This is a genomic window from Amycolatopsis sp. NPDC051716 (assembly GCF_040681595.1).
In the GTDB taxonomy this organism is placed as follows: domain Bacteria; phylum Actinomycetota; class Actinomycetes; order Mycobacteriales; family Pseudonocardiaceae; genus Amycolatopsis.
Genome location: NZ_JBFAZA010000069.1, coordinates 1 through 20,751, shown reverse-complemented (window position 1 = coordinate 20,751; position 20,751 = coordinate 1). Strand labels below are relative to the sequence as shown.

General features: G+C 70.6%; 22 protein-coding genes. 12 read left to right on the top strand and 10 right to left on the bottom strand.

The genetic code is table 11. The annotated features are described in order from the left end of the window. Positions 1-104 precede the first annotated feature (104 nt). Entirely contained in the window at positions 105-581 is a 477-nt protein-coding gene (locus tag AB0M30_RS46430; protein ID WP_364598794.1) for an SRPBCC family protein, read from the top strand. On the opposite strand, the gene AB0M30_RS46425 is transcribed toward AB0M30_RS46430, so the two are convergent. Then, positions 578-1,153, bottom strand: a complete 576-nt coding sequence (locus AB0M30_RS46425; RefSeq protein ID WP_364598791.1) for a hypothetical protein — start codon at positions 1,151-1,153, stop codon at positions 578-580. The two genes, AB0M30_RS46430 and AB0M30_RS46425, sit on opposite strands and share 4 nt — an antisense overlap. 165 nt (positions 1,154-1,318) lie before the next feature. Here AB0M30_RS46425 and AB0M30_RS46420 point away from each other — a divergent pair, with 165 nt between their 5' ends. The 3 genes from AB0M30_RS46420 to AB0M30_RS46410 all read left to right on the top strand — a co-directional run bounded on the left by AB0M30_RS46420 (position 1,319) and on the right by AB0M30_RS46410 (position 5,931). Beyond that, a complete protein-coding gene (locus tag AB0M30_RS46420) occupies positions 1,319-3,148 on the top strand; it encodes an NHL domain-containing thioredoxin family protein (protein ID WP_364598803.1) in 1,830 nt (609 codons plus the stop codon). 1 nt (position 3,149) lies between these two features. Beyond that, positions 3,150-3,482, top strand: coding sequence for a co-chaperone GroES (locus AB0M30_RS46415; protein WP_103338050.1), 333 nt, complete (start codon positions 3,150-3,152; stop codon positions 3,480-3,482). Between the two features lie 388 nt (positions 3,483-3,870). Continuing rightward, on the top strand, positions 3,871-5,931 hold the full coding sequence (locus tag AB0M30_RS46410; RefSeq protein WP_364598800.1) for a VanW family protein: 2,061 nt from the start codon (positions 3,871-3,873) through the stop codon (positions 5,929-5,931). Between the two features lie 4 nt (positions 5,932-5,935). On the opposite strand, the gene AB0M30_RS46405 is transcribed toward AB0M30_RS46410, so the two are convergent. Both AB0M30_RS46405 and AB0M30_RS46400 read right to left on the bottom strand, forming a co-directional pair. Next, positions 5,936-6,643, bottom strand: coding sequence for a leucine-rich repeat domain-containing protein (locus AB0M30_RS46405; RefSeq protein WP_364598788.1), 708 nt, complete (start codon positions 6,641-6,643; stop codon positions 5,936-5,938). Then, on the bottom strand, positions 6,640-7,482 hold the full coding sequence (locus tag AB0M30_RS46400; RefSeq protein WP_364598785.1) for a helix-turn-helix transcriptional regulator: 843 nt from the start codon (positions 7,480-7,482) through the stop codon (positions 6,640-6,642). The genes AB0M30_RS46405 and AB0M30_RS46400 overlap by 4 nt, the downstream gene beginning before the upstream one ends. 110 nt (positions 7,483-7,592) lie before the next feature. Here AB0M30_RS46400 and AB0M30_RS46395 point away from each other — a divergent pair, with 110 nt between their 5' ends. Continuing rightward, a complete protein-coding gene (locus tag AB0M30_RS46395; protein ID WP_364598782.1) occupies positions 7,593-9,008 on the top strand; it encodes an MFS transporter in 1,416 nt (471 codons plus the stop codon). Positions 9,009-9,069: 61 nt separating this feature from the next. Here AB0M30_RS46395 and AB0M30_RS46390 read toward each other — a convergent pair whose 3' ends face one another. The 4 genes from AB0M30_RS46390 to mug all read right to left on the bottom strand — a co-directional run bounded on the left by AB0M30_RS46390 (position 9,070) and on the right by mug (position 13,090). Beyond that, positions 9,070-9,345 carry a transglycosylase gene (locus tag AB0M30_RS46390; RefSeq protein ID WP_013230904.1) on the bottom strand — a complete coding sequence of 92 codons (276 nt, stop codon included), beginning with the start codon at positions 9,343-9,345 and terminating at the stop codon, positions 9,070-9,072. Between the two features lie 137 nt (positions 9,346-9,482). Further along, positions 9,483-11,318, bottom strand: a complete 1,836-nt coding sequence (locus tag AB0M30_RS46385; protein WP_364598779.1) for an acyl-CoA dehydrogenase — start codon at positions 11,316-11,318, stop codon at positions 9,483-9,485. Between the two features lie 159 nt (positions 11,319-11,477). After that, complete coding sequence (locus tag AB0M30_RS46380; protein ID WP_364598776.1) at positions 11,478-12,263, bottom strand: response regulator transcription factor; 786 nt, start codon at positions 12,261-12,263, stop codon at positions 11,478-11,480. 266 nt (positions 12,264-12,529) lie between these two features. After that, complete coding sequence (gene mug / locus AB0M30_RS46375) at positions 12,530-13,090, bottom strand: G/U mismatch-specific DNA glycosylase (RefSeq protein WP_364598773.1); 561 nt, start codon at positions 13,088-13,090, stop codon at positions 12,530-12,532. Between the two features lie 139 nt (positions 13,091-13,229). Between mug and AB0M30_RS46370 the strand changes: the two genes are divergently transcribed. Both AB0M30_RS46370 and AB0M30_RS46365 read left to right on the top strand, forming a co-directional pair. Next, the gene (locus AB0M30_RS46370) at positions 13,230-13,490 is read left to right on the top strand and encodes a hypothetical protein (RefSeq protein WP_364598770.1); all 261 of its coding nucleotides are present in this window, start codon (positions 13,230-13,232) and stop codon (positions 13,488-13,490) included. Between the two features lie 167 nt (positions 13,491-13,657). Beyond that, entirely contained in the window at positions 13,658-13,822 is a 165-nt protein-coding gene (locus AB0M30_RS46365; protein WP_364598767.1) for a hypothetical protein, read from the top strand. A gap of 183 nt (positions 13,823-14,005) precedes the next feature. On the opposite strand, the gene AB0M30_RS46360 is transcribed toward AB0M30_RS46365, so the two are convergent. Continuing rightward, on the bottom strand, positions 14,006-14,632 hold the full coding sequence (locus tag AB0M30_RS46360) for a VanZ family protein (RefSeq protein WP_364598765.1): 627 nt from the start codon (positions 14,630-14,632) through the stop codon (positions 14,006-14,008). A gap of 220 nt (positions 14,633-14,852) precedes the next feature. Between AB0M30_RS46360 and AB0M30_RS46355 the strand changes: the two genes are divergently transcribed. From AB0M30_RS46355 to AB0M30_RS46340, 4 genes are all read left to right on the top strand, one after another. Next, positions 14,853-15,932 carry a Gfo/Idh/MocA family oxidoreductase gene (locus AB0M30_RS46355; RefSeq protein WP_364598762.1) on the top strand — a complete coding sequence of 360 codons (1,080 nt, stop codon included), beginning with the start codon at positions 14,853-14,855 and terminating at the stop codon, positions 15,930-15,932. A gap of 38 nt (positions 15,933-15,970) precedes the next feature. Then, positions 15,971-16,750, top strand: coding sequence for an alpha/beta fold hydrolase (locus AB0M30_RS46350; RefSeq protein WP_364598759.1), 780 nt, complete (start codon positions 15,971-15,973; stop codon positions 16,748-16,750). 179 nt (positions 16,751-16,929) lie between these two features. Next, positions 16,930-18,621, top strand: coding sequence for a bifunctional metallophosphatase/5'-nucleotidase (locus AB0M30_RS46345; RefSeq protein WP_364598797.1), 1,692 nt, complete (start codon positions 16,930-16,932; stop codon positions 18,619-18,621). Between the two features lie 38 nt (positions 18,622-18,659). Continuing rightward, complete coding sequence (locus AB0M30_RS46340; RefSeq protein WP_364598756.1) at positions 18,660-18,986, top strand: MmcQ/YjbR family DNA-binding protein; 327 nt, start codon at positions 18,660-18,662, stop codon at positions 18,984-18,986. Here AB0M30_RS46340 and AB0M30_RS46335 read toward each other — a convergent pair. After that, on the bottom strand, positions 18,976-19,512 hold the full coding sequence (locus tag AB0M30_RS46335) for a GNAT family protein (RefSeq protein ID WP_364598753.1): 537 nt from the start codon (positions 19,510-19,512) through the stop codon (positions 18,976-18,978). The genes AB0M30_RS46340 and AB0M30_RS46335 overlap by 11 nt on opposite strands. 8 nt (positions 19,513-19,520) lie before the next feature. Next, positions 19,521-19,898 carry a nitroreductase family deazaflavin-dependent oxidoreductase gene (locus AB0M30_RS46330; protein WP_364598750.1) on the bottom strand — a complete coding sequence of 126 codons (378 nt, stop codon included), beginning with the start codon at positions 19,896-19,898 and terminating at the stop codon, positions 19,521-19,523. Between the two features lie 106 nt (positions 19,899-20,004). Here AB0M30_RS46330 and AB0M30_RS46325 point away from each other — a divergent pair, with 106 nt between their 5' ends. After that, positions 20,005-20,655, top strand: a complete 651-nt coding sequence (locus tag AB0M30_RS46325; RefSeq protein ID WP_364598748.1) for a hypothetical protein — start codon at positions 20,005-20,007, stop codon at positions 20,653-20,655. The last annotated feature ends 96 nt before the right edge of the window (positions 20,656-20,751 follow it).

The following is a 20,751-nucleotide window of genomic DNA, read 5'->3' as shown; positions in this document are numbered from 1 at the left end:
TCCCAGCCGAAGCTGTCCACATCACCCTTCTACCATCCACAGGCCGTTCCCTAACGCCGGTCTCTGACATACCCTCGGTATGTTCCCTCAGTGTGGAGGTCCCCTTGAACGCTCCGAACGCCACCGGCCGGATCGAGATCGATGCGGCTCCCGAGACCGTGTACTCGCTGGTCAGCGACCCCGAGCAGCTGGCGGGCCTCGCCGAGGAGTACACCGGGCACCGGTGGGTCGGCCCTGCCCGCGAACCCGCCGTCGGCGCCAAGTTCCGCGGGCGCAACCGGCGCGGGCTCCGGCGGTGGAGCACCCTGTCCACCATCACCGACGCCGAGCCCGGGCGCCGGTTCGGCTTCGAGGTCACCTCCGTCGCCGGGTTGCCCGTCGCGCGCTGGCAGTACGACTTCGAACCCGCCAGTGATGGCTGTGTCGTCGTCGAAAGCATGTGGGAGCGGCGGCCGGCGTGGTTCAAGGTCGCGACCTCGACCGTCACCGGGGTCTGGGACCGGGAACAGGCCAACACCGCCAACATCGCCGCCACCCTGGTCCGGCTGAAGCGGGCCGCCGAAGCAGGCCGCCGAAGCTAGTCGATGAAGCGGGACCAGAACGGTATGTAGCGGGGCCCGTCCGGTGGGGCCGTGCTGATGCCGCCCGTCGCGAACTCGCGGTGCAGGTAATCCCGCAGGTCACTGCCGTAGACGACGATGTCCGTCTGGTACACCGACAGCACCGGGTAACCCACCGTGCCCGCCAGTCCGGGCAGGTACCGGTGCCCGCACACCGGCACCAGCTGCGGCACGTCGGCCAGCCGCCGCCGGGCTTCGCGGACCGCGTCCTCCGGGCCGACCGGGCGCGTGCCCCAGTCCGGCAGCCAGAATCCGTTGTGCTCGACGTCGTACAGCACGCCGTCGACCGGCCATGCCAAACGTTTGCGCAGCTGCTCCGGGTTGCCGCAGCGCCAGTCGGGCCAGCGGTCGCCGATGGGGACGCCGACGGCCAGGAACGTGCGGTGGTCCGCGGCGAAGCGGAAGCCGAACCGGCGCTCGACGTCGTCGAGCTCGGCTTCGCTCAGCCCGGGACGCACGGGTTCCCGGAGGTTCTCCTGCAGGTGCCGCGCCTCCTCCGGAGTGAGGGCGCCGGCCGGCTGGACGGGGGTCATGACCCGAGCCTAAGCGGCGGCTCACCCGCCCGCGCCTCCTTTTTCGCGCCGACCAGGGGACCCACGTCCGGGTGAGTTTGTTCTCTCATCAGGGCGGACCGCGGAACAGAGCGTGAGGGCGTGTAGTTCACTCATGCCGTGACTTCTCCCCGACCGCAGAGCCGCGTGCGCGCCCCCGAGCTGCGCGGCGACGTCTGGCTGAACACCGGCGGCCGCCCGATCACCCTCGCCGAGCTGCGCGGCCGCGTCGTGCTGCTGGACTTCTGGACCAGCGGCTGCGTCAACTGCCTCCACGTGCTCGACGAACTGCGTCCGCTGGAAGCCGAGTTCGCGGACGTGCTGGTCACCATCGGTGTCCACTCGCCGAAGTTCCTGCACGAGGGCGAGCGCGCCTCGATCGAAGCCGCGGTCCGCCGCTACGAGGTGCACCACCCGGTGGTCAACGACCCCAAGATGGAGCTGTGGTCGCAGTACGCGGTCCGCGCCTGGCCTACGCTCGTCGTGGTCGACCCCGAGGGGTACGTCGTGCACGTCGCCGCGGGCGAAGGGCACGAAGAGGCGCTTCGCCGCGTCATCGCGGACCTCGTGAAGAAGCACGAAGCCAAGGGGACGCTGCGCCGCGGCGGCAGCCCGTACGTGCCGGTCGAGGAGCAGCCCGGCGAGCTGCGGTTCCCGAGCAAGGCCGTCGCCACCGCCGAGGGCCGCGTCCTGGTCGCCGACACCGGGCACCACGCCATCGTCGAGTTCGCTTCGGACGGCGAGACCGTCATCCGCCGCTTCGGCAGCGGGGCTCGCGGCAGCCAGGACGGTCCGTTCGACATCGCGACCTTCACCGAGCCGTCGGGCATCGCGCTCCTGCCGTACGACATCGCCGAGCGCGTCGGCTACCACGCCGTCGTCGCCGACACGGCCGGCCACCGGCTGCGCGGCCTCGACCTGATCACCGGCGAGGTGACGACGGTCTCCGGCACCGGAGCGCAGTGGCGCAGCGGGCCGGACTCCGGCAAGGCCGCCGAGGTCGACCTCACGAGCCCGTGGGACGTCGCCTGGTGGGGTCCGGCCGGCGGGGTCGTCGTCGCCATGGCGGGCAACCACACGCTGAGCGTGTTCGACCCGGTCGGCGGCACTATCCGCCGCTTCGCCGGGACGACCGTCGAAGGCCTTCGCGACGGCGACGCCGGCGAAGCGTTCTTCGCGCAGACGTCCGGCCTGGCCGTGGACGGCGACAAGCTGTGGCTCGTCGACGCGGAGACGTCGGCGCTGCGCTGGATCGAGCCCGACGGCGAGTCCTTCACCGTGCAGACCGCGATCGGCGTCGACCTGTTTTCCTTCGGCCACACCGACGGCCCGGCCGACCAGGCGCTGCTCCAGCACCCGCTGGGCCTGGCCGTGCTGCCCGGCGACAAGATCGCGATCGCCGACACCTACAACGGCGCGGTTCGCCGCTTCGACGTCTTCACCCGCCAGGTGACCACGATCGCCACCGGCCTCGCCGAGCCGCAGGGCCTGCTGCTGCACGACGGCGAGCTGCTCGTCGTCGAGTCCGCGGGCAACCGGCTCAGCCCGCTCGACTCGTCGGCCGGGCCGACGGTCGTCACCGGCGACGCGCACGCGGTGCGCCGCCCGCCGACGGTGCTCGCCCCGGGCGAGATCGACTTTTCGGTGGTGTTCACGGCCCCGCCGGGCGAGAAGCTGGACGACCGCTTCGGCCCGTCGACGCGGCTCGAGATCAGCGCGTCGCCGCCCTCGCTACTGGCCGACGGCGGCGGGACCGGCACGGACCTGAACCGCAAGATCCGGCTGGCCCCGGGGGTTGCGGAGGGTGTGCTGCAGGTCGTGGCGCAGGCCGCGAGCTGCGACAGCGCGGACGGCGGCAGCGAGCACCCGGCGTGCCGGATCACCCGCCAGGACTGGGGCGTCCCGGTCCGGATCGAGGACGGCGGGGTGCGCGAACTGAGCCTGGTCATGGCCGGGGAGCCCAGGACCGACGGGTAACATGCAGGCCGTGTCTGACGGGCCGAAACTCGAAATCCAGATGCTGCACGACCGGGTACTCGTGCGGCTGTCGCCGGAAGAAGGGGAGCGCCGCAGCAGCGGCGGCATCGTGATCCCCGCGACGGCGCAGGTCGCGCGCCGGCTTTCCTGGGGTGATGTACTGGGCGTGGGCAACAGTGTGCGGAACGTCAAGACCGGCGACCGCGTGCTCTTCAACCCGGAGGACCAGCTCGAGGTCGAGATCCAGGGCGAGGGGCACCTGGTGATGCGCGAACGCGACATCCACGCGGTGGCGACCGAGCGCACCGAGCACGGGACGGGGCTCTACCTGTAGGTCGGGTCCCGCGAAAGGCAGGCGCGTGGCAGACGAAGAGGTACGCGAGGGCGGGGAGACGCTCGAAGCCGACCACGCTCGTGCGTCGGCCGAGCCCGGAACGCTCGAAGCAACGGCCGCCGAGGTGTGGCCTGAAGCCGAGCCGGAGCTACGGGCGCCCGAGCAGACCACCGAGGCGGCCACACCGGAGCCGGTGATCGACCCGCCGAGCGCGGCGCCGCCCTCGGTGGCCGAGTCGGCAACCGTGCCCGACCCGCCTACCGTGGCCGAGCTGCCAACCGTCGCCGACTTGCCGGCTGTCGCCGACCCGCCGACCGCGAACGACCTGCCTACCGCGGCTAACCTGCCAGCTGTCGCTGACCCGCCTACCGCGGCCGACCTACCAACCGTGGCCGACTTGCCGCCTGTCGCCGACCCGGCGACCGTGGCTGTGCCGCCTGCGGTGCCGGTCAGCGATGGGGTGATCGAGTGGCCCTCGGCGACCGACCCGTCGACCGCGGCCGAACCACCTGTCGCGGCCGTTGGCGTTGTGGCCGGGGCACCTGCCGAGCCCGCGACCGAGCCCGCGATCGAGGTCGTGCCCGCTTGGCCGCCCGTTGTTGCCGAGCCCGTTCCCGGCAAGGCCCCTGGCAATGCCCCGGACAATGCCGCCGGCACGACCGATCTCTTCTCCGATGATCTGCTCGGCGAGCTCCTCGAGAACCCCGCGCCACCGCCGGCGCCGGAGACCCCGGCCCGGAAGCTGCGCAAGGGCGTTGCCCGCACCATGATGTCCGTCGGGCTCGCCCTTGGCCTCTTCGTCATCCTCTACGCCATCGATCTCGCCGTCAGCGCCGGGGATGTGCCGCGCGGGGTGACCGTCGCCGGCATCGAGGTCGGGGGGCTCAGCCATGCCGAGGCCGAAGCGAAGCTGCGGAAAGAGCTCGAACCGCGGCTGATCCGGCCCGTCGCCGTGCACGGTGGGGATGTGCAGGCCGAACTCGTGCCCTCGCAGTCCGGGCTCGGGCTGGACTGGCCGAACACCCTGGGGCTCGCCGGGCACCAGCCGCTCAGTCCGATCACGCGGATCATGTCCTTCTTCAGCAGCCGCGAGGTCGGGGTGGCCACGCGCACCGACCAGAACCGGATCGGGCAGGCCGTGCAGGAACTGGCCGACGGCAGGCTGAACCACCCCGCCACCGAAGGCACGGTCGGGTTCACCCCGATCCCGGGCAGCGACGGCGGTGTCACCGCGCACCCCGTCTTGCCGCGGCAGGGCCAGCAGCTGACCGACCTGGCCGGCGCCGTGCAGACCGTTACCGACCACTGGCTCGACCCCGGCGGGGTCAAGCTGGCCATGGCGATCACGCCCGTGCGGGCGACCGCCGCCGGCGTGCAGGCCGCGTGTCAGCAAATCGTCGTGCCCGCCGTCGCGAAGCCGGTCGTCGTGCACGGTGAAGGCAAGGACGTTCCGCTGAAGCCCGCGACGATCGCGTCGTCCTTCCAGTTCGCCGTGGTCGAGGGCGGGGCCGTCGAGGTCCGGATCGACCAGGGCAAGCTGCAGGGCGCCCTCAAGGACCAGCTCGCGAGCACCGAGACCGACGGCAAGGACGCGCAGATCGTCTTCACCGGCGACCAGCCGGCGGTGGAGCCCTCCGAGGACGCCCGCAAGATCAACTGGGAGAAGACCTTCCTCCCCCTGATCGACGTGCTCAAGAAGACCGACGGACGAGATCTCCCGGTCGTCTACAGCACGGCGGCACCCGGCGTGACCACCGACGCCACCAGCGCGCTCGGCATCAAAGAGGTCATCGGCGAGTTCACCACCGGCGGCCTGACCGGCCCGGCCCAGACGAACAACCGGACGCTCGCCGCCCGCGTGTCCGGCACGATCGTCAAGCCCGGCGAGACGTTCAGCCTCGGTGGCCGCTCCGGCCCGCGCACCGCGGACGCCGGCTACGTGCCCGCCCCGGTCGACGAGGACGGCACCGGCCCCTCCGTGGTCGGGGGCGGTGTTTCCCAGCTGGCGTCCACTTTGTACAACGCCGCCTACCTCGCCGGCCTGGCCGACGCCGGCCACCTGGAGCACGACCACTACCTCGACCGCTACCCCGTCGGCCGCGACGCCAAGGCCGTCAACGCCGACGGCAGCCCCGTCGAGCTCAAGCTGACCAACGACGCGGCGACCGGCCTCGCCATCCAGGCCACCGTTTCCGGCGACTCGGTGACCGTCCGGATCTGGGGCACCCGGCACTTCCGTGTCGAGGGTCAGACCGGAGCGCAGACGCCCGGTGACCCGCCGCCGATCCAGTTCGGCGCCGGCGGGGCCGGCTCGTGCCAGCCCTCGATCGGTTCGTCCGGCTTCAGCGTCACCGACACGCGCGTGCTCTACGACCTCGCGAGCGGCACCGAGCTCCGGCGGACGTCGCACACGGCGACCTACGGCCCGCGTCCGACCGTTCTCTGTTGAGTTGTCAGCGAAGGACCATGCACCCCGCCTCCTCGAAGTCACGCAGCCAGGCCGGCTCCCGGAGCTGCTTGTTCCACCGCAGATCCAGTTTGTCCAATTTGGACAATCGGGCGAGCGACGCCGGCAACGTCGTCAGCGAGTTCTCCCGCAGGTCGAGCTGACGCAGCTCACTCAGCAAGCCGATCGAGTCCGGGAGCGCGGTGAGCCGGTTGCCGCGCAGGTGCAGCTCCCGCAACGCACTCAGCGCACCGATCGACTCGGGCAGCGCGGCCAGCTCGTTGCGGTACAGCCGGAGTTCGCGCAGCGCCGCGAATCCCGAGAGGTCCGGTGGCAGCGCGGTGAGCCGGTTGTCCGTGCACCCCAGGTACCGCAGCTTGCCCAGCCCGCACCAGGCAGCCGGGAACTTCGTCAGCCGGTTGTCGCTGATGTAGAGGTATTCGGTGAGCCCGGCCAGCTCGCCCAGCTCGCCCGGCAGGGAGTCGAACCGGTTGTGCGCCAGGTCGAGCGTGTGCAACGACGTCAGCGCCGAGATGCCCGGCGGCAGCGAAGAAATCCGGTTCGCCGCGAGGTTCAGCACGCGCAGCCCGGTCAGCGACCACATTGACCCGGGCACCTCCGAGATCGAGTTCTTGTACAGATCGAGCCGGGTGACGCCCTCCGGCAGCGAAGGCACCGACGTCAGCCCCTGATCGCTCAGGTCCACCAGGGTCACCACGCCTCCCGCCGCGTCAAGGGCAGCAACGCCCACGTCGAGGCATCGTCCGGAGTGGACACCTGGATGCGCGGGCCCGGGGCTTCCGAGACCGCCAGCTCGGTCAGCCGGAGGCGCATCCGGCCCACCCGCGGGTGCTGGAACTCCCGCAGCCGCGGCCGCGGGTCCGCCACCTCGTGCCGCGCCCACAACGCGGCGAACTCGGGGCTCAGCGCGGACAGCCGCCGGATGTCCTCGTCCCACGACGGGTCACCGATGTGCCTGCCGTATTCGGCGCGCATCCGCGCGACCATGTGCGGGACCTCCTCGTCGTAGTTCAGCAGCATCTGCCGCGCCTTCGGCTCGGTCACGCAGCACCACAGCAGGTTCTTGTGCAGGCAGGGCAGGCTGTGCCACTCCCAGAACAGCTCCTCCTGCGCCGCGTTCGACGCGAGGATGTCGAACCGGCCGTTGATCAAGGTGGCCGGCAGCGGATCGAGCGCGCGCAGCACCTCGCGCACCGCTTCCGGCACCACCTCGGCCGACGACGGCAGCCGGGACGGCGTCAGCTCCGCCAGCCGGTACAGGTGTTCCCGCTCGGGGTGGTCCATCCGCAGCGTGCGCGCCACCGCGTCGAGCACCTGGGCGCTCGCGTTGATCGGCCGCCCCTGCTCCAGCCACGTGTACCAGGTGACGCCGACGCCGGCGAGCAGCGCGACCTCTTCCCGCCGCAACCCGCTCGTGCGACGGCGCACGCCGGGCGGCAGCCCGACCTCCTCCGGGCCGATCCGCGCCCGGCACGCCTTGAGGAACTGGCCGAGTTCCTCTCGGTGGCTCGTGTGGACCTGCGTTGACGTCATGCCGACATGGTGCCGGAGGGGTACGACAATTTTCGGCGAAGCAGGTGCTCCCGGTACCAGCATCACCAGGCTCTCTCCGCGCACGACCCGAGAACCCCAAGGTCAGAGGCATGACACTGACCACCCCTGCCCCGGCCACCCCGGACCGGGCCGCCCGGCCGGACCGGCGGCCGTGGTTCATGCTGGCCGTCCTGCTGCTCGGCCAGTTCATGGCGCTGCTCGACGTCACCGTCGTGAACGTCGCCATGACCGACATCCGCACCGATCTGCACGCGTCCGGCGCCGCGCTGCAGCTCGTCGTTTCCGGCTACACCGTGGGCTACGCGATGCTGCTGATCACCGGCGCCCGGCTCGGCGAGCTGTTCGGACGCCGACGGTTGTTCGTCACCGGCGTCGTCGCCTTCACCGTCTGCTCGCTGGCCTGCGGCTTCGCGCCGGAACCGGTGACGCTGGTCGTCGCGCGGATCGCCCAGGGCGCCGGCGCCGCGCTGATGATGCCGCAGGTCATCAGCGTCATCCAGGCGCAGTTCAGCGGGCCCGCGCGGGCCAAGGCGCTCAGCGCGTACACCGCGGTCATCTCGGTCGCGTTCGTGGCCGGCCAGGTGCTCGGCGGCGTGCTCGTCGGCGCGGACCTCTTCGGCACGGGCTGGCGGCCGATCTTCCTGGTGAACGTGCCGATCGGGGTGCTCGTGGCCGCGCTCGCCCTGCGGCTGGTGCCCGGTGGCGCGGCGAAAGCGGGCCGCCGGCTCGACCTCGCCGGTCTCGCGCTCGCGGTGCCCGCCCTGGTGCTCATCGTGCTGCCGCTCGTCCTCGGGCACGAAACCGGCTGGCCGGTGTGGACGTTCGGCTCGCTCGTGGCGGGCGTGCTGCTGGCGGTGCTGTTCGTGGTCGTGGAACGCCGGGTGCGCGACCCGCTGGTCAACCTCGGCGTGCTGCGGGTCCGCGGGGTCGCACCGGGACTGGCCGCGCTGGCCACCGGCGTGGCGTCCTACGGCGGATTCCTCTTCTGCGTGGCCTTGCACCTGCAGGCGGGCCTCGGCGAGACGGCCCTGGCTGCGGGGCTCACCATGGCCCCCGGCGGCGTGCTCTTCGGCGTGTGCGGCTTCTTCTGGCACAAGCTGCCCGAGCGCGTCCACGCGGCACTGACCCCGTGCGGCTACGTGGGGTCGGCGATCGCGTACGCGTTGCTGGGGCTGAGCTTGAAGGACGGCGGAACCGGCGGCGCGCTGTTCTTCGCCGCGCTCCTGCTGTTCGGCCTTTCCATGGGCCTGGCGTTCGGGTCCCTGATGGCGCACGCGCTGACCCACGTCCCGCTCGAAAGCGCGGCGGACGCCAGCGGCCTGCTCACGACGACGTTGCAGCTGGGCCAGGTCGTCGGGGTGGCGACGTTCGGGAGTCTCTTCCTGACGCTCGCCGGTGGTTCGTCCGCCCACGCCATCACCACGACGATGACCTTGGCCGCGGCGCTGCTGCTGGTGGGTGCCGGGTTCGCCGTCGCGCTCGCTCGCGCGTCGGCCCGGCGGTAGGCACGGAAAAGCCCGGCCGGTTCACCCGAAGGTGGACCGGCCGGGCTCGAGTTCCGGGAAGTTACCGGGTTACACCGCGACGGCCATAGGCCCCCGCGGCGATGCTGACACCGATCGCGGCCAGCACGACCTGGGTGAGGATCTCCAGCCAGTCGATGCCGTTCGTGTCGGCGTAGCCGAGACCACGAGCGATTGCCGTACCGATGAAGGCGGCGATGATACCGATCACGATGGTCAGCCAGATCGGGATGTTCTGCTTGCCGGGAGCGAGCAGCCGGCCCAGAACGCCGATGATCAGCCCGACGACGATGGCGCTGATGATGCCGGCGACAGTCATCACTATCTCCTCTCGGTGGTCGCGGGTCCGGCCACTCGGTCCCGCGAACTCGAAGACGGAATTCCCCGGCGGTATGACCTCGAAACGCCGGAAGGGCCCCTTCCGGGTGGAAGGGGCCCTTCGGCGGAACACGTTGATCAGAACGCGGCTTCGTCCAGCTCCATGAGCGCGTTGTCGGCGGCCTCCACGATGGCGCGGCGGGCGGTCAGCTCCGGCAGCACCTGCTTCGCGAAGAACGAGGCCGAGGCGATCTTGCCCTCGTAGAACGGGACGTCCTTGGCGGACGCACCGGCGTCGAGCTTGCCGATCGCGACCTCGGCGTGCTTGAGCAGCTGCCAGCCGATGAGCAGGTCGCCGACGGACATCAGCAGGCGGACCGTGTGCTGGCCGACCTTGTTGATGCTCTGCGTGTCCTCCTGGGACGCCGTCAGGTAGCCGATCAGCGAGCCGAGCATGCCCTGGGTGTCCTCGAGGGCCTGCTTGAGCAGAGCGCGCTCGTTCTTGAGCCGGCCATTGCCCGCCTCGGACTCGATGAACTTGGTGATCTCCCCGGCGACGAAGGCCAGCGACTGGCCCTTGTCACGGACGATCTTCCGGAAGAAGAAGTCCAGCGACTGGATCGCCGTGGTGCCCTCGTACAGCGAGTCGATCTTGGCGTCGCGGATGTACTGCTCGATCGGGTAGTCCTGCAGGAAGCCGGACCCGCCCAGCGTCTGCAGCGACTGCACGAGCTGCTCGGTGGCGCGCTCGGAGCCGACGCCCTTGACGATCGGCAGCAGCAGGTCGTTGACGCCGTGCGCGAGCTTCTGGTCGCCCTCGCCGATCCACAGCTGGTCCTGGAACGACGCCGTGTAGAGGTACACCGCGCGGAGGCCCTCGGCGTACGCCTTCTGGAGCATCAGCGAGCGGCGGACGTCCGGGTGGTGCGTGATGGTGACGCGCGGGGCGGCCTTGTTCAGCATGTTCGGCAGGTCGGCGCCCTGGACGCGCTCCTTGGCGTACTCGAGCGCGTTGAGGTAACCCGTCGAGAGCGTCGCGATGGCCTTCGTGCCGACCATCATCCGGGCGTACTCGATGACCTGGAACATCTGCGCGATGCCGTCGTGCACCTCGCCGAGCAGCCAGCCCTTGGCCGGGGTGCCGTGCTGGCCGAAGGTCAGCTCGCAGGTCGTCGAGGCCTTGATGCCCATCTTGTGCTCGACGTTCGTGACGTAGGCGCCGTTGCGTTCGCCCAGCTCACCGGTTTGCGAGTCGAAGTGGAACTTCGGCACGAGGAACAGCGACAGGCCCTTGGTGCCCGGCTTGGTCTCGATGCCGGGACCCTCGGGGCGGGCGAGCACCAGGTGCATGATGTTTTCGCTCATGTCGTGCTCGGCCGAGGTGATGAACCGCTTCACGCCGTCGATGTGCCAGGAGCCGTCCTCCTGCTTGGTGGCCTTGGTGCGGCCCGCGCCGACGTCGGAGCCGGCGTCCGGCTCGGTCAGCACCATCGTGGCGCCCCAGGCCCGGTCGATCATGAGCTGGGCCCAGTGCTTCTGCTCTTCGGTGCCGTTCTTGTTCACGATCATCGCGAAGTTCGGGCCCGCCATGTACATGAACAGCGGGGCGTTCGCGCCGAGGATGAGCTCGGAGGCCGCCCACTGCACGGTCGGGGGCAGGCCGAAGCCGCCGAGGTCGTTGGTGAGGCCGAGGCGCCACCACTCGCCGTCCAGAAGCTGCTTGTAGCTCTTCTTGAAGGACTCGGGGATCTTGACGCTGAACGTCTTCGGGTCGTACACGGGCGGGTTGCGGTCGGCGTCGGCGAAGGACTCGGCGAGCGGGCCGGTCGCGAGCTTGTTCAGCTCGGACAGCACCCCGCGGGCGGTCTCTTCGTCGGATTCGGCGAGCACACCCTTGCCCAGGCGCTCCTGCACGCCGAGTACCTCGAAGAGGTTGAACTCCAGGTCTCGGACGTTGCTCTTGTAGTGGCCCATGTCGTCACTCCAATGTGTTCGGCTCCCCGGCCGGGCACATAGTCGCCTTACTCGCCGGTAACTTCAGGATATTACCTGCGGGTAACCAGAGCAAGCAGATCCGCACTTCCGAGTAATGGAAATCCACCCGAATGTTGCCTTCGGCCTGGGGATGAGAGGTCAGGGGTGGCCGGGGAGCGCCGTTGTGTCCGCCGTCACCGGGACGTGCCCGTCTTCGGCACGGGCGATCAGGATCCCGCCGCGGAAGGCGATCGTCACCGCGTGTGTCCGGTCCCGGGCGGACAGCTTGCGCAGGATGCTCTTCACGTGGGTCCGGACGGTCTCGACGGACAGGAACAGCAGCTTCGCGATCGCCGAGTTCTCCAGCCCTTCGGCGACCAGCTGGAGCACCTGGTACTCGCGCCTGGACAGCGGCATCCCGCCGCGCGGCGCCGGCGGGCTGTCGTGGGCGAGGTCGCCCTTCGAGGCGGCCGTGCGCTTCGGCCGGGCGGTCAAGGCGGCGAGCGCCGGGTCGATGTAACGGCGTTCGCTGTGCGCCCGCCGGATCGCTTCGGCGAGCCGCCGCGAATCGATCGACCGCGGCACGATCGCGTGCGCCCCGGCGGCGATCGCGGCCGCGAGGTACTGCTGCGTGCGATTCGCGTCACGGATCAGGATGACCAGGATCAGCGCCGGGTCGCCGGTGTTGAGCAGTTTGGTCAGGTGGCAGTTGGGGTCGAGCGCCGAGTCCAGGAGGACGACGTCCGGCTTGACCTGCTCGCACAGCTGCAGGGCCGCGTGGTGGCTGGCGGCCTGCCCGGCCCAGTGGAGCCCCTGGTTGCGGTGCACGAGCGCGGCGAGGCCGTCACGGAAGATCGGCACGGGATCGACGACCGCCACGCCGAGGCTGCGCCCGCCTGGTCCGGCCGGCCCCGCGGGCCTGCGGGTGGGCTCGATGCCGTGCATCGCGGGCCTCCGTCTCTGCGCGGTCGCTCCCGGGTGCCGGACGTCTCCGGCACCGTCCGGTTCCCTGCTTGGACCCGGCCGGAAGTGACTCCTCCTGCTTGGTACGAGTCGCGATTGCGCAGCTCATGACGCCAAATCCCCCTCATGGCCCAATCCGCCGGTCACAGCAAACTTTCCGTAGAAGTGGATCATGGAGAGTTGGCGCGGCCGGGCGGGAAAGGGCCTGATGGGGCAGTCGGCGCTACTGAGGGTGGCCCGCAGCGCGTTCAACGATTTCGACAGTCTTCGGATGCGGCTCGCAGCTCGGCGAACTCGGCCGCCAGGCCGGCCGGCGTCCAGTGGGCGTTGAGCCCGCTCGGGTTCGGAAGCACCCACACGTGGGTGTCGCCGATCCGGTGTTCCTGCCGTCCGACGCGCGCCTTCGGAAAGCCGAAGGCGGTCCGGTAGGCGGTGATCCCGACGACGGCCAGCCACCGCGGCCGGTACTCGAGCACCTTCGCGACCAGCAGTTTTCCGCCCTCGCGCAGCTCGTCGCCGGTCAGTTCGTCGGCGCGGGCGGTGGTCCGGGCGACGACGTTCGTGATGCCGAGGCGGAGGTCGAGCAGCAGGTCCTGCTCGCTGGGGTCGTACAGCCGCGGGGTGAAGCCGCCTTTGTGGAGCGCGGGCCAGAAGCGGTTGCCGGGGCGGGCGAAGTGCCGGCCGAGCGCGCCGGAGTAGAGGCCGGGGTTGATGCCGCAGAAGAGGACGTCGAGGCCGGGGGCGATGACGTCGGGGATGGTGGCGCTGTGCGCCGCGGCCAGCTGGTCCTTCGTGGGTCGGGTGCTCACCGGTCCAGTTTCCGGCACGTTCGAGCCGGCGGCGGCGCGGTCGGGTTGGGCGCCTGTTCGGCCTCCGGCACGCTCGGTGTCACCGGGTTCGTGCCGCTGCCCGGCCGCCCGCTCGTCCGGTTTCCGGCACGCTCGGCCCATGGAGGTCACCGCGGACGGCTCGCCCGTCGACGTCTACCTGCTGCTCCCGCCGAACGGCGAGGCCGAGATCGTGCATGCCGCGGTTCCGCCCGACGCCTCGATTCTCGAGCTGGGCAGCGGCGCCGGCCGGGTCACGCACCCACTGCTCGAGCTCGGCCACCAGGTTCGTCGCACGTCCGAGTCGAGACCGTCTGCGCCCGCATCGGCGAGCGACAGTTCGGCCGCGAATCCGCCGCCGTCCTGCTCATCAGTCACCTGACCGCGGGCTGTCCACAGGTCTGCGCCGATGTGGACAACGTGGGCTCCGGCTCGGCGATTCGGCGGCTTTGTCGGTGGCCGCCGATACGCTGGAAGCGGGGCCGGCCCCCAGGGAGGGCAGGGGGCACTTTGGTGGTGAGTTGGCTGGCCGGCGCACAACCGGGGCTGGTGCCCGAGGGGGCTCGGATTGATCGCGGGCGGCAGTGGCACCAGGAGTTCACCTGCCGCCGCCTCGCCGTCGACGACCTGCTGACCTCGGCCGATCTCACCTTCGACAGCTGGCTTTCCGCGGACCGGACCTGGTTCGCCGCCCGCTCTCGTCGCGTGGGGTAGCGAATTCACCACGAACCTGCGTAACCTGTGTGATCTCCCGCACAGCGCCGTACCGAGGAGGATTTCGTGCAGCTTCCGATCGTCCTCGGGCTGGTCGCGCTGGTCTTGGCCGTGGCCGCGCTCGTTGTCGTCCTGGAAGACCGGCGGGCCGCCAAGCGGGCCGCGCTGCAGCGGAAAGCCCGGCTAGCGCGTCTTGGCGAGGTGGACCCGCTCGCTCCGGGCCGGCTGCACGCCGACCGTTGAACGCCGGAGCGTCAGCAGCAGCGCCCCGCACACCCAGCCGGCGACCGCGCCGAACGTGTTGTTCATGAGGTCGTCGACGTCGAAGATGCGGTAGGCGAACGGCGCCGTGCCGAAGTTGGCCGTGAGCTGCGTGAACTCGATGAACAGTGATGCCGCGAAGCCGATCAGCGCGGTGCCGGTCAGGCCGCGGCGCCAGAGGATCCGGGCGAACACCCCGAGCGGCACGAACAGCAGGACGTTCAGGCACGCCTGCTGGAACGTCTGCGTCATGAACCACTGCCCACCGTGCTTGAGCAGCTCCGTATGGATGTCGGCGATCCACTGGAACGGGTGCAGCTGCACGGTCTGGGCGAGCCGGCGGGTGCCGGGCCCCGGCAGCGGCAGGAAGACGACCGCGAGCGTCATGCAGCCGTAGAGCAGCACCGCCGCCGTGGTCGCGAGGCCGCGCGGCCGCGGGCCGCCGTGCCGGGCGAGCTGGGTGATCAGCTGCGGCACCAGCACCACGGCCCACAGTGCGAGGAAGGCGATGAAGCCGTACTGCAGGGCTGTGAGCTGTGCGTTCGTCATGCCATCGACGCTATGGATCTTGCCCCGGGTGCCGCTTCGGTCGAACAGCCCGACGGTCCGGGGTCGCCATCGGCCACTCGGCCGACCCGTCCGCGGCCGATCGGTGGGCCGTGGGTGAGCGAAGTCATGCCGGCGTAACCGGATGCGGCTTGCGCCGATACGGGAATGCGCACGACGCTCGGCACGTCGGGCTCTATGCAGGCAAACGAAAGGAACGCTCATGGCACCGCTCCGGGTCGGCATCGTCGGGCTCAGCGCGAACGGCGGCTGGGCCGCGACCGCGCACGTGCCCGCGCTGGCCGCGGTGGACGGCTACGAACTCCGCGCGCTCGCCGGCAGCAGCGCCGACTCGGCGCGGGTGGCCGGCGAGAAGTACGGCGTGCCGCTGACCTTCGGCGACGCCGGGGAACTCGCCCGGCACCCGGAAGTCGATCTCGTCGTGGTCGCCGTCAAGGTGCCGCAGCACCGGGCGCTCATCGAGCCGGCGCTCGCCGCGGGCAAGCAGGTGCTGAGCGAGTGGCCGCTGGGCGTCGGCCTCGCCGAAACCGAGGCGCTGGCCGAGGCCGCCCGGGACAAGACGACCGCGGTCGGCCTCCAGGGCCGGTCCGCGCCGGCGTTGCGCTACCTGCGCGACCTCATCAAGGACGGCTACGTCGGCCGCGTGCTCTCGACGTCGCTGATCGCTTCGGGCGCGAATTGGGGCCCATCCGTGCGGGCCGGCCGCGACTACCAACTCCACCCCGCGGGCGGGGCGACGATGCTGACCATCCCGTTCGCGCACACCGTCGACGCGCTGGCCATGGTCCTCGGCGGCTTCGCCGAGCTCTCGGCGACGATGGCGACGGTCCGGCCGCGGGTGCGCGACGAGGTCACCGGCGAGTCCGTCGAGATGACGGCGCCGGACCAGATCGCCGTCACCGGCGTGCTGACCGGCGGCGCCGTCGCGTCGGTGCACCTGCGTGGCGGGACGTCGCCGGCCACGGACTTCCACTGGGAGATCAACGGCACCGAGGGCACGCTGGTCGTCGGGGCCGCGGACCCGCTGTTCTGGATCGCGAAGCTGACGCTGCGCGGCAGCCGGACCGGCACGCTGGAGAAGCTCACCGTGCCCGCGCGGTACGAGCTGCCGCAGCTGGCCGGCCGCAGCGCCGAACCCTCGTACAACGTGGCGCACGCCTACGCCCGGCACCTCAAGGGCGACCTGCCGGACTTCGCGCACGCCCTGCGGGTGCACCGCGTGCTGGACGCCGTCCAGCGGTCGGCGGACAGCGGCACCCGGATCGAACCGGACGCAAAGTAACTGTTACCGGCGGTTGCAGATTCCGCTACCCTCGGGTCATGGACGACGTTGTCTACGACCGTGCGGGCCGGGGCGAGCCCCTGGTGCTGATCCACGGCATCGGCCACCGCCGCCAGGCGTGGGCGCCGGTGTTCCCGCTGCTCACGGCCCATCGTGACGTCATCGCCGTCGACCTGCCCGGCTTCGGCGAGTCGCCCGAGCCGTCCGGCGGGTACGGCGTCGAGCCCGCGCTGGTGATGTTCAAGCAGCTCTTCACCGACCTCGGGCTCGACCGGCCGAACGTCGCCGGCAACTCGCTCGGCGGCCTGCTGTCGCTGGCCCTCGGGCAGGCCGGGCTGGTCCGCAGCGTCACGGCCTTGTCGCCGGCCGGGCTGTGGAACCGGACCCAGAAGGTGTACGCGATCGCCACGCTCAAGGCCCACCGCGCCCTGGCGCGGCGCACGCCGCCGCACGTCGTGCGCCGCATCGCCGCGAGCGCGTCCGGGCGGCGCGCGCTGACCGGGATGATCGTCGGACGCCCCGAGCTGCAAACCCCGGACACCGTGGTCGAGGACGCGCACGCGCTCGCCACCGCGCCGGGCTTCGAGCCCACCGCCGCGCAGTCCCGGGGCGACTTCCGCTTCACCGGCCCGGTCACCGGCGTCCCGGTGACCATCGCCTGGGCCGAACGTGACCGGATCCTCGCCCGGCCGCGCGTCGCCGACCTGCGGAAAGTCGCGCCACACGGGACGTTCCGGCTGCTGCCCGGCTGCGGGCACGTGCCGATGAACGACGACCCGGACCTCGTGGCGCGGGTGCTGCTCGAGGGAAGCCGTTAGGTGACATTCGCTTTACGTCCGTCTTTTGACTCTGGTAGGTGACAGCTTCGCGAGGCAGAATCCTCCGCCGTGCGCCCGTTCGGGGACCCGGGGCGCGAATCGGAGGAAGAACACTCATGAGGCATTTTTTCGGGGGCTCCGGGTGGCGTAGCCCCCGGCCCGGGGCGGAGCCCCGGTTGTTGCAGCTTTCGACCCGGCTCGCGGTGTTCGCCGCGGCCGCGCTGGCGACCACGGCGGTGACCACCGCACCCGCGTCCGCGGGCCAGCGCCCGGATTCCACCACCGACGTCCGGATCATCGGGTTCAACGACCTGCACGGGAACCTGGAGCCGCCGTCGGGCTCCAGCGGCCGCGTGGTGCAGTCGGACGGGACCACTGTGGACGCCGGCGGGGCCGCCTACCTGGCCACGCACGTGAAGCAGCTGCGGGCGCAGGTGGCCAACTCGTTCGTCGTGTCCGCCGGGGACAACATCGGCGCGTCGCCGCTGACGTCGGCGCTGTTCCACGACGAGCCGACCATCGACTTCCTCAACATGCTGGGTGTCGGCGCGTCCGTCGTCGGCAACCACGAGTTCGACGAGGGCTACAAGGAGCTGCAGCGCATGCAGTTCGGCGGCTGCCACCCGACCGATGGTTGCCAGTTCGAGAAGACCTTCAAGGGTGCGAACTTCCCCTTCATCGCGTCCAATGTGTACTTCACCAACGGCCTGCCCGCGCTGCTGCCGTTCACCGTGAAGTTCGAAGGCGGCGTGCCGGTCGGCGTCATCGGCGCCACGCTGAAGGACCTGCCGTCCGTCGTCACGCCGGAGGCCATCAAGGGCCTGAAGTTCGGTGACGAGGTCGAGGCGATCAACCGGACCGCGAACCTGCTCGACTTCCTCGGCGTCAAGGCCCAGGTCGTGCTGATGCACCAGGGTGACGGGACCGAGGTCGAAGGCCCGAACGACTGCAAGCTGCGCCCCGGCCCGGCCGCGGTGATCGCGGCCGCGGTGACGCCGAAGGTCGACGCCTTCTTCACCGGGCACAGCCACCAGCAGTACAACTGCGTGATCAACGACCCGGCCGGGCAGCCGCGGCCGGTCATCCAGGGCTCGTCGTTCGGCCGGCTGCTGTCGGTGGTGGACCTGAAGATCAGCCGCAAGACGCGCGACGTCGTGCGCTCGCAGACCAAGGCGTTCAACGAGATCGTCACCCGCACGGTCACCCCGGACCCGGCCGTGGCCGCGCTGGTCGCCGACGCCAAGACCAAGTCCGCGCCGATCGCGAACAAGCAGGTCGGCACCATCACCGCCGACCTGCCGGCGGCGGGCAACACGGCCGGTGAGTCGTCGCTCGGCGACGTCATCGCCGACGCGCAGCTCGCGGGCACGCAGTCGAACAACGCGGTGATCGCGATGACCAACCCGGGCGGTATCCGCGCCGACCTGACGTACAAGTCGTCGCCGAACGGCGAGGGTGACGGCGTGGTGACCTACGGCGAGGCGTTCACCGTCCAGCCGTTCTCGAACATCATGCAGACGATCACGCTGACCGGCGCGAACCTGAAGAACGTGCTGGAACAGCAGTGGACCGCGGCCGGCACGAAGATCCTGCAGATCTCGAGCTCGCTGCACTACAGCTACTCGGCGGGCGCGCCGATCGGTTCGCGCGTTGCGAACATCACGGTGAACGGCACGCCGGTCGACCCGGCGGCGTCGTACCGCGTGTCGGTGAACAACTTCCTCGCCGCCGGCGGGGACGGCTTCGCCGAGTTCACCAAGGGCACGAACCTCGCGGGTGGCCCGGTGGACCTCGACGCGCTGATCGCCTACCTGGGTGCGCACCCGAACCTGGCCCCGCCCGCGGCGGACCGGATCACCCAGCTGCCGTAGTTCCCGTTTCTCCAAGACACCGGGTCGACAATGGACCCATGACGACCTGGGAAGACGTCGTGCGCCTCGCCTCCGGGCTGCCGGAGGTGGAGGCGTCGACGTGGTACCGCACGCCCGCGCTGAAGGTGGGGGGCAAGGGGTTCGCGCGGCTGCGCACCGAGGCCGAAGGCGGCCTGGTGGTGCTGTGCGGCCACGACGAGAAGGCCGCGTTGCTGGATTCCGGCGACGCGGCCTTCTTCACGACGCCGCACTACGACGGGTACGGCTCGATCATCGTCGACCTGGACCGCGTGGACGTCGATCAGCTGCGTGAGCTGCTCGAAGAGGCGTGGCGGCTGAAGGCGCCCAAGCGGCTCACCACTTGAGCTCGCCCTTCAGCATGCTCATCAGGATCATGTCGTGGCGCGCGCCGTCGAGGCCGACGAACGCCTCGCGGTGCCGGCCCTCCTCGACGAACCCGATCTTGCGGTAGACGTGCCGGGCGACCTCGTTCTCGGCGACGACCCACAGCGTGATCTGGTGCAGCCGCATGTTGTCGAAGCCGTACCGGCACATGAGCCGCAGCGCCTCGGTGCCGTAGCCGCCGCCCGCGCGGTATCCGGCGTCGCCGATGTAGACGTCCAGATAGGCTTCGCCGACTTCGGGCTCGGCGTCACGCAGGTCGATGACGCCGATGAGCTTCCGCTCGGCCTTGGCCTCGATGCCGAGGACGACCTTCTCGTAGGTGTTGACCGCCCGCTCTTCGCAGCGCTTGCGCACCTGGGCCAGCGACAGCGGATGGTCGTTCTCCATCCAGCGGCCGACCTCGGGGTCGGTCACGAACGTGTGGATCCGCTCGGCGTCCTCCGGCTCGAGCGCGCGCAGCCGGACGAGCTCCCCCTCGAGCAGCACTTCTCCCCCTAGTCCCGCTTCAGCAGCAGGAAGTCGTGGATGTTCAGCAGGCCGAGGAACTGCCGGATCGGTACCGGCATGGCCTGCCGCGAATCATCGTGCACGAGTTCGGCGCCGTGCACGTGAATATTTTCCCGCCGGGTGACCAGGGTGCAGCCGCCGGCGGCCAGCACGTTCTTCACCCAGTCGGCGCCGGGCCCGTAGGTCAGCGCGACGACGAAGCCGTCTTTCGTGCGGAAGACGTTGACCGGCGTGCGGAACTCGCGTCCGGACTTCCGTCCCTTGTGGACGACCATGGCGAACCCCGGCGCCCAGCCGGCGACGTGCTTGAGAACCTGGTTGGTCGCGACGCGGTTGAAGCGGGCGACCCGTTTGGAGAGCACCATGCGCCCATGATGATCCCGGCGGACGCGGAAATCAACAGTCGATGAATTAACCGATCGGGTGACCCCGGCTCCCCGCGCGCCCCGCGCCGATGGTGGGATATGGCGCATGTCGACCGCATGGCCGCTGCGCCAGGATCCGGAAGGGCCGGTCATCATCGCGCTGGCCCTGGTGAACGACCCCGACGAGCTGGGCTTCGTCGTGTTGGACGACGAGGACGACTGGTTCATCAGCGACGGCACCGAGCTGTCCGACGACGTGCTGGTCAACCGCGAGAACTTCGGCAAGATGTCGCTGCGCGAAGCCGTCGAACTGCTGCCGCAGCTGGCCGCGCTGGCGGATCTGCCGACCGGGATGGCCGCCGACTGGGACCCGGAGCGCCGCACGTGGCTGCTCTCGTCGGTGACCGGTTCCGACGACGAGGACGAGGACGTCCGGCTGCTCGCCCAGCGTCGCGCGGCCTGGAAGTACGAGGGCTCGCCGGACGACGAAGCCCAGATCAGCAGCGGCCTGACCGAGATCCCGACCGGCCCGCAGCAGCCGGTGCGCGCGGTCCGCCAGGTCGTCCGCGAGCAGGACGGCACGTGGCTGTTCGTCGGCTTCGAGGTCCCGGAGGCGGAGGACTTCGAGGTCGAGGGCCTGGAGCTGGAGCACGTGGCGAACCTGTACCCGGACGTGCGCAGCGTGCTCAAGGCCGCGCCGGGCCAGGTGTACGACCGCGCCACGCCGGGCGCTGACTGGGAGCTCGTCGAGGGTTAAACCCAATGCCGGGAAGTTAGGGAGTGGGCGGAGCTGTCAACCCGGTGAGATGGGTAACGGGGTCCCTGCTAGAACAGCGTCGACCAAGATCGATGA

Coding starts and splice junctions, on each gene's coding strand:
- AB0M30_RS46425 (WP_364598791.1), bottom strand. CDS start 1,153: ATGACCCCCGTCCAGCCGGCCGGCGCCCTCACTCCGGAGGAGGCGCGG.
- AB0M30_RS46415 (WP_103338050.1), top strand. CDS start 3,150: ATGCAGGCCGTGTCTGACGGGCCGAAACTCGAAATCCAGATGCTGCAC.
- AB0M30_RS46400 (WP_364598785.1), bottom strand. CDS start 7,482: ATGACGTCAACGCAGGTCCACACGAGCCACCGAGAGGAACTCGGCCAG.
- AB0M30_RS46395 (WP_364598782.1), top strand. CDS start 7,593: ATGACACTGACCACCCCTGCCCCGGCCACCCCGGACCGGGCCGCCCGG.
- AB0M30_RS46390 (WP_013230904.1), bottom strand. CDS start 9,345: ATGACTGTCGCCGGCATCATCAGCGCCATCGTCGTCGGGCTGATCATC.
- AB0M30_RS46385 (WP_364598779.1), bottom strand. CDS start 11,318: ATGGGCCACTACAAGAGCAACGTCCGAGACCTGGAGTTCAACCTCTTC.
- AB0M30_RS46380 (WP_364598776.1), bottom strand. CDS start 12,263: ATGCACGGCATCGAGCCCACCCGCAGGCCCGCGGGGCCGGCCGGACCA.
- AB0M30_RS46370 (WP_364598770.1), top strand. CDS start 13,230: ATGGAGGTCACCGCGGACGGCTCGCCCGTCGACGTCTACCTGCTGCTC.
- AB0M30_RS46360 (WP_364598765.1), bottom strand. CDS start 14,632: ATGACGAACGCACAGCTCACAGCCCTGCAGTACGGCTTCATCGCCTTC.
- AB0M30_RS46355 (WP_364598762.1), top strand. CDS start 14,853: ATGGCACCGCTCCGGGTCGGCATCGTCGGGCTCAGCGCGAACGGCGGC.
- AB0M30_RS46350 (WP_364598759.1), top strand. CDS start 15,971: ATGGACGACGTTGTCTACGACCGTGCGGGCCGGGGCGAGCCCCTGGTG.
- AB0M30_RS46340 (WP_364598756.1), top strand. CDS start 18,660: ATGACGACCTGGGAAGACGTCGTGCGCCTCGCCTCCGGGCTGCCGGAG.
- AB0M30_RS46330 (WP_364598750.1), bottom strand. CDS start 19,898: ATGGTGCTCTCCAAACGGGTCGCCCGCTTCAACCGCGTCGCGACCAAC.
- AB0M30_RS46325 (WP_364598748.1), top strand. CDS start 20,005: ATGTCGACCGCATGGCCGCTGCGCCAGGATCCGGAAGGGCCGGTCATC.